Raw genomic sequence first — 13,648 nt, forward strand, 5'->3', positions numbered from 1 at the left:
CGCCCGGTTGCGGTTGCTCGATCCCGAGCGCTTCTACGACTACGAGGCTTTCCTGGCAGAGGAGCAGGCTTATGGTCAAGTTGCGGCAGCAGCCCAGGCGCTGCTCGCTGGCGAGCCCCTGAGCGATGCCGCTCAGCAGCTCCTCGCCAACCAGCTCGCAGGGCTGGATCTGACCGACAGCAAAGCGCGTCAGCAGGCGGTCAGCACGCTGCTCGACCAACACGGTACCGGCCGGGTGCTGTTTCGTAACAGCCGAGCCAATATTCAAGGCTTCCCCGAGCGCCATCTCAATGTCTACCCCATGCCGTTACCGGATCAGTACAAGACTGCCATCAAGGTCATGAGCATGATGGGGGGGAGCGGTGGCGATCTGCAGGCCCGTGCCCTGCGTTATCTCTATCCCGAGAAAATCTATCAGCAGTTCGAGGGTGACAGCGCCAGCTGGACCCAGTTTGATCCCCGCATCACCTGGTTGCTGGAGCTGTTGCTCGGCGCCCGCCAGCAGAAAGTCTTGGTGATCTGTTCCGAAGCGAGCACAGCCCTCGCCCTGGAAGAGGCACTGCGTACCCGCGAGGGAATACGGGCGACCGTCTTCCACGAAGGCATGTCCATCCTGGAACGGGATCAGGCCTCAGCCTATTTCGCCCAGCAAGATGGTGGCGCTCAGGTGCTGATCTGTTCCGAAATAGGCTCCGAGGGTCGCAACTTCCAATTTGCCAACCACTTGGTGCTATTTGATCTGCCCCTTAACCCGGATTTGCTGGAGCAGCGTATCGGTCGTCTCGACCGCATCGGTCAGCAAAATACGGTCGAAATCCACGTTCCTTATCTGGAAGGTAGCGCCCAGCTGGCCCTGCTGCGCTGGTACCACGATGGCATGGATGCGTTCGAGCAGACCTGCCCCACCGCTCGCCCCGTATTTGAAGCGGTGCGCGATCAGCTGTTCGAACTGTTAGCCGCCAACAGCGGAGAGCAAGCCGCGCTCGACGAGCTGCTCACCCGGACCCGGGAACTGCACGAACCGCTCAAGGCTCGCCTGGAGCAAGGTCGCGATCGCCTGCTGGAGATCCACTCCTGCGGGGGGGAAGCGGCCCAGCAACTGGCCGACAGACTGGCGGCAGAGGATGGCGACACCGCCATGATCTCCTTTGCCCTCAAGATGTTCGATGAGATTGGCGTCAATCAGGATGATCGCGGTGAAAATGCCCTGGTACTGACGCCGGGGGATCATATGCTGGTCTCCAGCTTCCCGGGCCTGCCCCATGACGGCATGACGGTTACCTTTGACAGAGACACGGCGCTGTCCAGGGACGATATGTTCTTCCTCTCCTGGGATCACCCCATCATGCGGGGCGGTATCGACCTGATTCTGGGATCGGAGATAGGCGCCACCTCGGTCGCGCTGCTCAAGAATAAAGCGCTCCCTATCGGCTCCATCTTGCTGGAACTCATCTTTGTGGCCGAATCTGCCGCCCATTCCCAGCTCTACCGTTTCATGCCACCGACGCCGATCCGGCTGTTGATGGACAAGAACGGGCAAAATCTGGGAGAGAAGGTGGCATTTGATGCTTTCAATCGCCAGCTGACCCCGGTCAATCGTCATCTGGGCAGCAAGCTGGTCACCGCCTCGCAACCGGTGATCCACGGTCTGATCGGCAAGGGGCAAGCCATTGCCGAACAGCTGAAAATGACCATTGTCGATGAGGCCCGTGGCCAGATGGCGCAGACTCTGCAACAGGATCTGGACAGGCTGGAAGCACTCAAGGCCGTCAACCCCAATGTGCGGGACAGCGAACTCGACTACCTGCGCGACCTGCAGGCCGAGCTGCATCACCTGATCGACCAGACCCAGCTCAAGCTGGATGCCATCCGCTTTATCGTGGTGACCCATAACTGACAAGATACTGACGTCGAGGCATCCAGACTTGGCTCAAGCTGGATGCCATGCACTTTATTATCGTGGTGACCCATAACTGACGAGATACTGAAGTCGAGGCAGCCATATCTGGCTCAAGCTGGATGCCATCCACTTTATCGTGGTGACCCATAACTGACGAGATACTGAAGTCGAGGCAGCCAGACTCGGCTCAAGTTGGATGCCATGCACTTTATTATCGTGGTGAACCATAACTGACAAGATACTGAAGTCGGCGCGACCAGACCCAGCTCAAGCTGGATGCCATCCGCTTTATCGTGGTAACCCATAACTGACGAGATACTGAAGTCGGCGCGACCAGACCCAGCTCAAGCTGGATGCCATGCACTTTATTATCGTGGTGACCCATAACTGACAAGATACTGAAGTCGAGGCAGCCAGACTCGGCTCAAGCTGGATGCCATGCACTTTATTATCGTGGTGAACCATAACTGACGAGATACTGACGTCGAGGCAGCCAGACTCGGCTCAAGCTGGATGCCATGCACTTTATTATCGTGGTGAACCATAACTGACGAGATACTGACGTCGAGGCAGCCAGACTCGGCTCAAGCTGGATGCCATGCACTTTATTATCGTGGTGAACCATAACTGACGAGATACTGACGTCGAGGCAGCCAGACTCGGCTCAAGCTGGATGCCATGCACTTTATTATCGTGGTGAACCATAACTGATGGGGACGCGTCCCCACCTTAACCTTTGATGCGAGACGCTATGTTCGAATATTGCCCTCCCCTGGAGCCCTGGCTCGATATCCTGTTCAAGGATAAAGACATCATGGTGGTCAACAAGCCGACCGGCCTGCTCAGTGTGCCGGGGCGTGGCCCAGAAAACGAAGACAGTGTCTTGCACAGGGTGAAGCAGCAACACCCCAAGGCCGCCGCGGCCCATCGCCTCGACATGTCTACCACGGGTGTATTGGTGATCCCCCTCAATCCCAATGCCCATCGCGAGTTAAGCAGGCAGTTTCGCGAGCGGGAGACCGAGAAGCACTATCTTGCCTGGGTATGGGGCGAGCCGGAGGCGGACTCGGGTCAGGTTGATCTGCCCCTGTGTGTGGACTGGCCCAACCGTCCCAAGCAGAAGGTTGATTTCGAGGAGGGACGCCATGCCTTGACCCTGTGGGAGAAGCTGAGAGTGGAAAATGGCAACAGCTTGATCAAGCTGATGCCCATCACCGGCAGATCCCATCAGTTGCGGGTTCACATGCTGGAGCTGGGGCACCCCATATTGGGTGACAACCTCTATGCCCACCCCGAGGCGCTGGCAGCGGCTCCCCATCTTTACTTGCATGCGGCCATGCTGACCATCAGCCATCCACGCAGCGGAGAGCGGATGACGTTTGAAGCACCAGCGCCTTTCGCCGGTTAATCTGCATCAGCAAAGCGCCAGAACGAAAAAAGCCTCGGTCAACAGACCGAGGCTTTTTTATTACTTGGCATCATACGTGAATATTGATGTTGCCACCCAGGGTGCTGCCTGCCGTGCTCTTGGGTGCTTGTGCCGATTCGGCGGCTCCCTGCAACAGGGCCAGAGCGGTTTCCCCCTCTTGAGCTTGTTGCTTCTTGGCGAGGCTGGCGACCATGAGGGCACTGCCATAAGATGTTGAACCAGATATTTCCATTTGCATTCCTCCTGCCCTCTGGCTATCGGCCATGATGACGAAAGCATGAGTCACAACTGCTTAGCTGTGACAGGCTCTGCTTGGTACCTTGCCATCCAGCCAGCGCTCTTCCATCTCCAGCAGCGTCTGATACACGGCCTCCGCCTGGGCCGGGCGGCTGAACAGATAACCCTGACCATAAAGATGAATGTCGGTCAGCCCGCGTAACACATCGAGTTGGGCCTGAGTTTCAATCCCCTCGCACACCAGCGTCTTGCCAAGCATGGAACCGAGTCGACAAATATTGGCAACCAGCTCCGAAGCCTCGGTGGAGCTGTCTATCCCCTGGATGAAGGATCGGTCGATCTTCACCTTGTTCACTGGCAGCTTCTGCAGGTAACTGAGGGAGGAATAGCCTGTCCCAAAATCATCCAGCGCCAGCTGCACCCCTTGCTGACTCAGATCCTGCATCAGTTGCAGCGAGTTTTTCACCTCGCGCATTGTGGTGTCTTCCGTCACTTCCAATACCAGATGAGCGGCAGAAATACGATGCTCCATCAGGGCCTTGGCGACCAGCTTGAGCAGGCTGCGTTGATACATTCCGGGGGAGATATTGACGCACATCTGCAGGTCAAGAAGACCCAGCTGCTGCCATTGGTAAAGCTGGGCGCACGCGGTATTTAGCACCCAGCCTCCCAATTTTTCAGACAGCTGGAACTCTTCGGCAACCTGGATCAACTCGTTGGGCGGGATGAAACCAAGTTCAGGGTGACGCCAGCGCAGCAGGGCCTCAACGGCTTCACAGCGCCCGGTCTCCAGATTGATGATGGGCTGATAATAAAGCTCGAGGGCATTGCGTTCGAGCGCTACCACCATGTCGGAGGCAAGGTGTTTACGCCGCGCCGTCTCATTTTGCAGTGACTTGTCATAGATGACATAGGGCACATGGGTCTTGCGGCTGTGGAACAGCGCCTGCTCGGCCCGGCTCAGCAGATCCTGAGTCTCCTCGCTATCCATGGGGTAGAAGGCGATGCCTATCCCCACCTCCAGCCTAAATGGGTAGTGATCCAGGGGGATATCCTGCTTGACGGCATACAGCACGCGGGCGACCAGCTCTCGCACCTGTTTGAGATCGCTGCTGTCCTTCTGGATGATGGCGAATTGATCCCCCACCAAACGGGCAGCCCATTCACTGTCATTACAGAGCGTATCGAGACGCCGGGCCAACTCTTGCAGCAGAAGATCGCCAATGTTGTAGCCAAACTTGCTGTTGATGTCGCGAAACTCGTTGATATCGATCAGCACCAGGCCAAAGGGCTGTTCCCGGGTAACGCACTCCTCCATCTGTTCCAGCAGGGCGAGGCGATTGGAGAGGCCAGTGAGTGGGTCGAAGCGAGCCTCCCGATAGTGGCGCCGCCCCTCACGGATCAGCAACACGCTGAGCATGATCACCGATACCAGCAAGCCGCTGACCATGAGCAGCAGAGAGTTGCGCAAGGTACCGAAACGCTGGTCGTTACTGGTGTATACCTTGATGTTCTGTTGCATCACGGAGGCGAGGGAATAAGAGAGCGGTTCTTGCAGGGGTGATAACCGCATCATGATCTGCTGATAGTCGCCATTACCTGCCTTGAGGGCCGAAATGCGGGGTTCGAGTTCGCGGATCGTACTCTCGATGAGTTGTACCAGGCGCAAGGCTTTCTGCTTGTCATGCAGGCTCTCGCGCAGCTGCCCACTCAACAATACCGGGGTGCGGCTCCACAAGATGTCATAACGCAGCATCAGGGTGTCGTGGTCTATACCGCCATAGTGGTAGAGCTCGACCGAGTTGAGGAAACGCCCCAACTCCAGCTGCAACTGCATCAGGGCCCAGGAGACGTCGTAGGTATACTTCTCCATGACCCGGGTCGCATTCTGGATCTGCACCAGGCAATAGAGGGTGCTCCCCGTGAATGAGAGGATGGAAATATAGAGAATGAGCAACAGTGGCCAACTCTTTCTTTTCACCCGGACTCCCACCTTGTCAGTTCTGAATATCGAGGGCGCTCAATTGCCAGATCATCATGTCGGTGTAGGCAGACTGCTTGAGTTCCGGATATTGATCCAAGGGTAGGATAAACCAAAGGGGCCCCTTGTCACGTACCCGCATGGTGATGCCATCGTCCTGCCAGGCCAGAATGGGGTCATATTGCTTTACCTTCTCCCAGTCCACCTTGATCTGAAAACTGTTGAGGGCGGTCAGGGTGATGGTCTTGCCTTTGGCATCAAGTGCTGCGAGCAGATCGGCCACCTTGGGGCCCTTGTAGTGATGAGGCTTGTCGACCCAGGGATTGCTGGTGACTATTTCGTGTTGTGGCAGGGACTGAATGAGTGCGAGGTCCAGCTCCACCTTGCCAGCTTGCGCCCCTTCGGCATCCACATTGCCGGAGACGGTCAATATCACGGGGCCTTGTGGCGCCTCCAAGGCCAGGGCCGGGCCCGCGAGGCAGAAGAGAAGGGGGATAAAGCCAATTTTGATCATAGATACACCAATGATTTTATTATCAATACGTCCAGTTTAGCCGCCTTAAAAAAAACGGCCCGCCAATGCGAGCCGTTTAATGACGAGAGCGAGATTACATCATGCCGCCCATGCCACCCATGCCACCCATATCAGGCATGGCCGGGCCATCTTTCTTCGGCAGGTCAGTGATCATGCACTCAGTGGTGATCATCAGACCGGCGATGGAAGAGGCAAACTGCAGGGCAGAGCGAGTCACCTTGGTCGGATCCAGGATGCCCATGGCCAGCATGTCACCGTACTGCTCGGTGTAGGCGTTGTAGCCGAAGTTGCCTTCACCATTCTTCACGGCGTTGGCAATGACGGAGGCTTCTTCACCGGCGTTGATGACGATCTGACGCAGCGGGGCTTCCATGGCGCGCAGTGCAACCTTGATACCCACGTTCTGATCTTCGTTGTCGCCACGCAGACCAGCCAGTTTGGCCGCAACGCGCACCAGTGCAACACCACCACCGGCAACCACGCCTTCTTCTACCGCAGCGCGAGTGGCGTGCAGGGCGTCGTCAACCCGGGCTTTCTTCTCTTTCATCTCAACTTCGGTGGCAGCACCGACTTTGATAACGGCAACGCCGCCAGCCAATTTGGCTACGCGCTCTTGCAGCTTCTCACGGTCGTAATCGGAAGAGGTCTCTTCGATCTGCTGACGGATCTGAGCAACACGGCTCTCGATCAGGGTTGCATCGCCCACACCGTCGATGATGGTGGTGTTCTCTTTGGTGATGACGATGCGCTTGGCACGGCCCAGGTCTTCCAGGGTCGCTTTTTCCAGCTCCATGCCCACCTCTTCGGAGATGACGGTACCGCCGGTCAGGATGGCGATATCTTGCAGCATGGCCTTGCGACGGTCACCGAAGCCCGGCGCCTTGACGGCAGCCACTTTCACGATACCACGCATGGTGTTGACCACCAGGGTCGCCAGGGCTTCGCCCTCTACGTCTTCGGCAACGATCAGCAGCGGTTTACCCGCTTTGGCAACGCCTTCCAGCACCGGCAGCATTTCGCGGATGTTGGAGACTTTCTTGTCGACCAGCAGGATGAAGGGATCGTCCAGCTCGACGGCGCCGGTTTCCGGCTTGTTGACAAAGTAAGGGGAGAGGTAGCCGCGGTCGAACTGCATGCCTTCAACCACTGCCAGCTCGTCTTCCAGGCCCTGACCGTCTTCAACGGTGATGACGCCATCACGGCCGACCTTGTCCATGGCTTCGGCGATCAGTGCACCCACTTTCTCGTCGGAGTTGGCGGAGATGGTACCCACCTGAGCGATGGCATTGCTGTCGGCGCAAGGCTGGGACAGGGACTGCAGCTCGGCAACGGCCGCCACGACGGCTTTGTCGATACCACGCTTCAGATCCATCGGGTTCATGCCTGCGGCGACGGCTTTCAGGCCTTCGTTGACGATGGCTTGCGCCAGTACGGTAGCAGTGGTAGTACCGTCACCGGCGGCGTCGTTGGCCTTGGAAGCGACTTCCTTGACCATCTGGGCGCCCATGTTCTGGAATTTGTCTTCCAGCTCGATTTCGCGCGCAACGGAGACGCCATCCTTGGTGATGGTCGGGGCGCCGAAGGACTTGTCCAGCACCACGTTGCGGCCTTTCGGGCCCAGGGTCACTTTGACGGCGTCGGCCAGGATGTTCACGCCTTCCAGCATTTTGATGCGGGCTTCGTTGCCAAATTTAACGTCTTTAGCTGCCATGATTCTTGAATCCTTTAGTCAATTCGGGGGAAGGAAAAATTACGCTTCGACGATCGCCAGGATGTCGGTCTCGGACAGGATCAACACTTCCTGACCATCCAGCTTCTCGCTCTTCACGCCGTAACCTTCGTTGAAGATCACCTTGTCGCCGACCTTGACAGCGAGCGCCTTCACTTCGCCATTATCCAGAATTCGACCAGTCCCCACGGCCAGAACCTCACCACGGGTGGACTTCTGAGCCGCAGTACCAGTCAGGACGATACCGCCAGCGGATTTAGCTTCAGCTTCGATGCGCTTAATGATGACGCGGTCGTGCAGTGGACGAATTTTCATCGATAACTCTCCCAAAATGAGTCACTTTGTTACTTGAGGAATGGCCATTCCTGGCCAAATTGCATATGACCCAGATGTGGGGCACTTATCTCTCCCCTTCAAGGGCGGATACAAAAAAAAGTTTTTCACGTACCATGAATATCTTCGATGGATCGCCATGCCCGCCATGGTTCCGAGTTTGTCTTTTGGCAAACCAGAGATCAGTTTCCAGCCGTGAAGAGACTTGCCCTTGACCCGACCCAATCCCATGCTGACTGCCCCCATGCCCGCCGTATTGCTGCGCATGACAGGGCCCATGATCCTCGGCATCATCGCCATACTGGCATTCAATCTGGTCGATACCTTCTTCATCGGCATGCTGGGCACCCAGGCGCTGGCCGCCATCAGCTTTACCTTCCCGGTGACCTTCGTGGTCACCTCGCTCGCCATGGGACTTGGGGCCGGGCTCTCGGCCGTGATTGGCCACACCCTGGGTCAGGGCAAGCATGAAGAGGCCGCTCACTTGGTCACCGACAGTCTGTTTCTCGCGGTGCTGCTGGTCACCCTGCTCTCCCTGCTGGGTGCCCTCACCATAGACCCGCTGTTTCGTCTGCTGGGGGCAAGCGAGGCCCTGATCGCCCTCATCCACGACTACATGCTGATCTGGTATCTGACGGTACCCATGCTGGTGCTGCCCATGGTCGGCAATGCCGCCATCCGCGCCACCGGGGACACCAAGACGCCGAGTCTGGTGATGGCGGTCGCCGGGCTGGTCAATGGCGTGCTGGATCCTTTGCTCATCTTCGGCATAGGTCCCTTTCCCGAGTGGGGTATCAGTGGCGCCGCCATCGCCACCTCCGTCTCCTGGTTGATGGCCATGCTGGTCAGCCTCTATATATTGCGCCACAGGGAGGGGCTGCTACGTTGGCGGCTCTCCCCACGCCAGCGCCTGCTGGCCCACTGGCGCGCCCTGTTGCATGTGGCTGTACCCGCCTCCTTCACCAATATGCTCAACCCCCTGGCCAACGCCATGCTGATGGTCATCTTCGCAGGCCTTGGTACCGAGGTGGTCGCCGCCTATGGGGCCGCGTCCCGGGTTGAGGCACTGCTGCTCATCGTCATGATGGCGCTCTCCTCGGTGCTGGCCCCCTTTGTTTCCCAGAACTGCGGGGCAGGCAATCCGGCACGGGCCAGGGCGGCCTTGCAGCTCTGCATGCGTTTTGCCTTGCTGTTTCAGCTCGCCATCTATGGGCTGACCTGGCTGCTGGCCCCGCTGATTGCCAGCCTGTTCAGCGACCATCCCCAGGTGAGCCGCCTGATCGTGCTCTACCTGCACCTGGTACCCATCGGGTATGGTTTTCAGGGGATGGTGATGCTGCTGGCCTCGGCATTGAACGGGGTGCGCGCCTCCAGCATCTCATTTCTGTTCAATGGCCTGCGACTGTTTGGCTTCTTGCTGCCCGGGGCCTGGATCGGCGCCAGGCTGGGCGGGGAAGAGGGCATCTATCTGGGGATACTCATCGCCAATCTGGCGGCGGGCAGCCTGGCCTGGCTCTATGCCCGCCATCGCTTCGAACAACTCTGCCATCAAGGGCGTCCCTGAGCAGCGGCGCCGCCTTCTCCCCATCAACCCGCAGCAGCCCCCCTCAGAGGCCGGGTAGCAGGCAACAAAAGGGCCGCTTGCTGCGGCCCCTTCAGGTTTCTCTCTTCGCCACTGCTGGCGCCGACCGACGTGGCCGCTGAGATTACTCCTTGTCCTTGCGCTCGAACTCACCCTCTATGATGGTGCTGGACTCATCGCGCAGCGGGGACGATGGGGAGTAAGGCCCCTGAGACTGGAAGCCTCCCATGGCCCCTTGCACCCTGACCCCCTTGACCAGTCTGTCGGCCAGACGGCTGCGCAGCGGCGGCAGAAGCAGCAACAGACCCAGCAGGTCGGTGACAAAGCCCGGGACGATCAACAGCAGACCAGCCAGGGCCAGCATCATGCCCCCCATCAGCTCACGGGCCGGCATCTCGCCGACCTGCATCCGCTGTTGGGCTTCCATCAGGGTCTTGAGCCCCTGGCGACGCACCAGCGAACTGCCCAGCATGGCCGTCAGCACGATGAGGATCACGGTTGGCAGAGCACCGATGACGGTACCCACCTGGATCATGACGGTCAGTTCGAGCAGAGACAGGCCGACAAATAACAAAAATAACTTACCCATATTGACCTCAGTACGGCTTGATGTGGTGGCCAGTCTGACTGGCGCTCGCCTCTCCATCCGGCCAGGGCAGGAGGCGGCATTCCTCTCTACTAGATGGGGGAGCTATCGGCTTTTTCAAGGCAAAGCGCGATCCAGCCGTGATTTTAGGGAATATTTTCCCTGAGATGGCTGGGCGTGAGTCCCTTGTTCTGTCACAGTAATTGGGTCATTTGCAACATATGTTTAATCGTCGCAAAAAATTTGGGAATCCCTCAAATTTAGTGATCTACATCTAACATGGGGTACCCCCATTGAGGTAAGATCCCTGACAGTTAACGGGGAATTATTCCCTACCGCCCCACTCGATGTGTGGTGCTTCAGGATGAGCTGTGCGCAAGGAACTCGCGACCACTCGGTGAGGATCATTTCCATTTATTTGATTTCTGAGGCATTACAATGAGCGACATCATAAACGTCCGCATTGAAGAAGATCTGCTGGGCACCAAAGAAGTTTCCAACGAGCTCTATTACGGCGTCCACACCCTGCGGGCGGTCGAGAACTTCAAGCTGAGCACTCAGAAAATTTCTGATGTCCCTGAGTTTGTCCGTGGCATGGTGCTGACCAAGAAGGCAGCGGCCCTGGCCAACGGCGAACTGGGCACCATGCCCCCCGAAATTGCCGACAAGATCGTCGAAGCCTGCGATCTGATGCTCAACACCGGCAAGTGTTTCGATCAGTTCCCTGTCGATGTCTACCAAGGCGGCGCCGGAACCTCGGTCAACATGAATACCAACGAAGTACTGGCCAACATAGCCCTGGAGATCATGGGGCTGGAGAAGGGCCGCTACGACGTCATCAACCCCAACGACCACGTCAACAAGTGCCAATCCACCAATGATGCCTACCCGACCGGTTTCCGCGTCGCCGTGGTCAACAGCACCGACACCACCCTGGATGCCCTGGACGATCTGATCACCGCCTTCGACGCCAAGGCCAAGGAGTTCAGCTCTGTGCTCAAGATGGGACGCACCCAGTTGCAAGATGCGGTGCCCATGACCCTGGGTCAGGAGTTCCATGCCTTTGCCGTGACCCTGCGTGAAGAGATCAAGTCCATCAAGCGTTGCCAGGAGCTGTTGCTGGAAGTGAACCTGGGCGCCACCGCCATCGGTACCGGCCTGAACACCCCACCCGAGTATTCTGCCCTGGCCATCCAGCGTCTGGCCGAGATCACCGGTCGCGCCTATGTGCCGGCAGAAGATCTGATCGAGGCCACCTCGGATTGCGGCGCTTATGTGATGCTGCACAGCGCCATCAAACGCCTGGCCATGAAGCTCTCCAAGATCTGTAACGATCTGCGCTTGCTCTCTTCCGGCCCACGCACCGCCCTCAAAGAGATCAACCTGCCGGAGATGCAGGCGGGCTCCTCCATCATGCCAGCCAAGGTCAACCCGGTCATCCCGGAAGTGGTCAACCAGGCGTGCTTCAAGGTGTTTGGCAACGACATCACTATCACCTTCGCCTCAGAAGCCGGTCAGCTGCAGCTGAACGTGATGGAACCCGTGATAGGTCAGGCCATGTTCGAATCCTTGAGCCTGATGAAGAATGCTTGTATCTCCCTGCGCGAGAAGTGTGTGGAAGGGATCACCGCCAACCCGGAGATCTGCATGAACCATGTGCTCAACTCCATCGGCATCGTGACCTACCTCAACCCCTTCATCGGTCACCACGAGGGGGACATTGTCGGCAAGATCTGCGCCCAAACCGGCAAGAACGTCCGTGAAGTCGTACTGGAGCGCGGTCTGCTGACCGCCGAGCAGCTCGACGAGATCCTCTCTATCGAAAACCTGATGAACCCGCAATACAAGGCCAAGCGCTTCGCGCGCAGCGCCGCCGTATAAGCGAGCCAGGGCCGGGATCACTCCCGGCCCTTAAAGCCATTTCCCGACCCGCTTGTTTGCCGCCAGCCCATCGGGAAATGGCTTTGTGCCAGAACGATTCTTAAAAACTAAAAATAATGGAGTGTTCACTATGATTGGAATCGAGTTAGCCGTCGTACTCGCCGCTATCTATCTGGGAGCCCGGATAGGCAGCATCGGCATCGGCTTCGCCGGTGGCCTGGGGGTGCTGGTATTGACCTGGGGTCTGGGCATGGAGATCCCAAGCGACCAGCTGGTCAGTTATATTCCCTGGGACGTGATCATGATCATCGCGTCCGTGATCTGTGCCATCGCCTGTATGCAACTGGCTGGCGGCATGGATTATCTGGTCTCCCTGGCCGAGAAGGCGCTGCGCAAGAATCCCAAGCACATCACCTTCGCCGCCCCTGTCGTCACCTACCTGATGACCATGCTCGCCGGGACAGGCCACACTGCCTTCTCCACCTTGCCGGTCATCGCCGAGGTGGCCAAGGAGCAAGGCATTCGCCCCTCCCGTCCGCTCTCCATCGCGGTTATCGCCTCCCAGATCGCCATCACCGCCTCGCCCATTTCGGCAGCCGTGGTCGCCTTTTCCGGGATGTTGGAGCCTTTTGGTGTCGATTACTTGACCCTGCTGGCCATCTGCATTCCGTCCAGCTTCCTCGCCTGCATGGTCGGCGCCTTCGTCGCCAACATGATGGGCAAGCCGCTGGATCAAGATGAAGTCTATCTGGAGCGCAAGGCCAAGGGTCTGATCAAGCTGCGCGGCACCAGCCAGGTCGAGCTCAAACCCTATGCCAAACTCTCGGTCGGCATCTTCGTCGCCGCCATCGTCGCCGTCATGGCCTATGCCACGGCCATTTCGAGCAATGTAGGCTTGATTGCCCATCCGCCCATCCCCCGTGATGGCGCCATCATGGGCATCATGCTCGCCGCCGCCACCATCATGACCCTGGTCTGCAAGCTGGACGCGACTCAGGTCACCAACATGCCGACCTTCAAATCCGGTATGTCAGCCTGCATCTGCGTACTGGGTGTCGCCTGGTTGGGTAACGTCTTCGTGAAAGGCAACATGGACACTATCCAGCTCGTGGCGGGCGATCTGCTCAACAGCTATAGCTGGCTGCTGGCCGTGGTGCTGTTCTTCTCCTCCATGCTGCTCTACTCCCAGGGTGCCACCACCAAGGCACTGATGCCTGCCGCCCTGGCGCTGGGCGTCAGCCCGCTGACCGCCATCGCCTCCTTTGCTGCCGTGAGCGCCCTGTTTGTGCTGCCCACCTACCCGACCCTGCTGGCGGCAGTGGAGATGGATGACACAGGTTCGACCCGGATTGGCAAGGCGGTGTTCAACCACCCCTTCTTCATCCCGGGTGTGGCTACTATCGCCATGGCCGTGACCCTGGGCTTCTTCTTCGGTGGCCTGATGCTCTGATAGCC

11 protein-coding genes (1 of these 11 only partly in view) are annotated in these 13,648 nt (G+C 58.2%); 5 read left to right on the top strand and 6 right to left on the bottom strand.

Annotation, left to right across the window (positions count from 1 at the left end; all coding sequences use genetic code 11):
* Together rapA and rluA are read left to right on the top strand one after the other, a co-directional pair.
* Positions 1-1,897: the 3' portion of an RNA polymerase-associated protein RapA gene (gene rapA, locus KYK33_RS16390; RefSeq protein ID WP_224431204.1), read on the top strand. 971 nt of this gene lie to the left of the window's left edge; 1,897 of the gene's 2,868 nt are visible here — the last part of the coding sequence; its start codon lies off the left edge, out of view; it ends in the stop codon at positions 1,895-1,897.
* A gap of 754 nt (positions 1,898-2,651) precedes the next feature.
* Positions 2,652-3,308 carry a bifunctional tRNA pseudouridine(32) synthase/23S rRNA pseudouridine(746) synthase RluA gene (rluA, locus tag KYK33_RS16395; RefSeq protein WP_042043024.1) on the top strand — a complete coding sequence of 219 codons (657 nt, stop codon included), beginning with the start codon at positions 2,652-2,654 and terminating at the stop codon, positions 3,306-3,308.
* Between the two features lie 70 nt (positions 3,309-3,378).
* Here rluA and KYK33_RS16400 read toward each other — a convergent pair whose 3' ends face one another.
* From KYK33_RS16400 to KYK33_RS16420, 5 genes are all read right to left on the bottom strand, one after another.
* Positions 3,379-3,561 carry a hypothetical protein gene (locus KYK33_RS16400; protein WP_224431205.1) on the bottom strand — a complete coding sequence of 61 codons (183 nt, stop codon included), beginning with the start codon at positions 3,559-3,561 and terminating at the stop codon, positions 3,379-3,381.
* A 60-nt stretch (positions 3,562-3,621) separates the two neighbouring features.
* Entirely contained in the window at positions 3,622-5,439 is a 1,818-nt protein-coding gene (locus KYK33_RS16405) for a putative bifunctional diguanylate cyclase/phosphodiesterase (protein ID WP_224433038.1), read from the bottom strand.
* Between the two features lie 124 nt (positions 5,440-5,563).
* Positions 5,564-6,061, bottom strand: a complete 498-nt coding sequence (locus KYK33_RS16410; protein ID WP_042043021.1) for a molybdopterin-binding oxidoreductase — start codon at positions 6,059-6,061, stop codon at positions 5,564-5,566.
* A gap of 94 nt (positions 6,062-6,155) precedes the next feature.
* A complete protein-coding gene (groL, locus tag KYK33_RS16415) occupies positions 6,156-7,793 on the bottom strand; it encodes a chaperonin GroEL (RefSeq protein WP_042043020.1) in 1,638 nt (545 codons plus the stop codon).
* Between the two features lie 39 nt (positions 7,794-7,832).
* The gene (locus tag KYK33_RS16420; RefSeq protein ID WP_005901665.1) at positions 7,833-8,126 is read right to left on the bottom strand and encodes a co-chaperone GroES; all 294 of its coding nucleotides are present in this window, start codon (positions 8,124-8,126) and stop codon (positions 7,833-7,835) included.
* Positions 8,127-8,373: 247 nt separating this feature from the next.
* Between KYK33_RS16420 and KYK33_RS16425 the strand changes: the two genes are divergently transcribed.
* Positions 8,374-9,708, top strand: coding sequence for an MATE family efflux transporter (locus KYK33_RS16425; protein WP_224433039.1), 1,335 nt, complete (start codon positions 8,374-8,376; stop codon positions 9,706-9,708).
* 142 nt (positions 9,709-9,850) lie between these two features.
* Here the strand turns inward: KYK33_RS16425 and KYK33_RS16430 are convergent, their stop codons facing one another.
* Positions 9,851-10,315, bottom strand: a complete 465-nt coding sequence (locus tag KYK33_RS16430) for an FxsA family protein (RefSeq protein ID WP_042043017.1) — start codon at positions 10,313-10,315, stop codon at positions 9,851-9,853.
* A gap of 435 nt (positions 10,316-10,750) precedes the next feature.
* On the opposite strand from KYK33_RS16430, the gene aspA reads away from it, so the two are divergent.
* Both aspA and KYK33_RS16440 read left to right on the top strand, forming a co-directional pair.
* Positions 10,751-12,193, top strand: a complete 1,443-nt coding sequence (gene aspA / locus KYK33_RS16435; RefSeq protein ID WP_042043016.1) for an aspartate ammonia-lyase — start codon at positions 10,751-10,753, stop codon at positions 12,191-12,193.
* Between the two features lie 130 nt (positions 12,194-12,323).
* Entirely contained in the window at positions 12,324-13,643 is a 1,320-nt protein-coding gene (locus KYK33_RS16440) for an anaerobic C4-dicarboxylate transporter (RefSeq protein ID WP_042043015.1), read from the top strand.
* Positions 13,644-13,648: the final 5 nt, after the last annotated feature.

Origin of the sequence: Aeromonas rivuli, from assembly GCF_020149575.1 — a bacterium.
Taxonomy (GTDB): domain Bacteria; phylum Pseudomonadota; class Gammaproteobacteria; order Enterobacterales; family Aeromonadaceae; genus Aeromonas; species Aeromonas rivuli.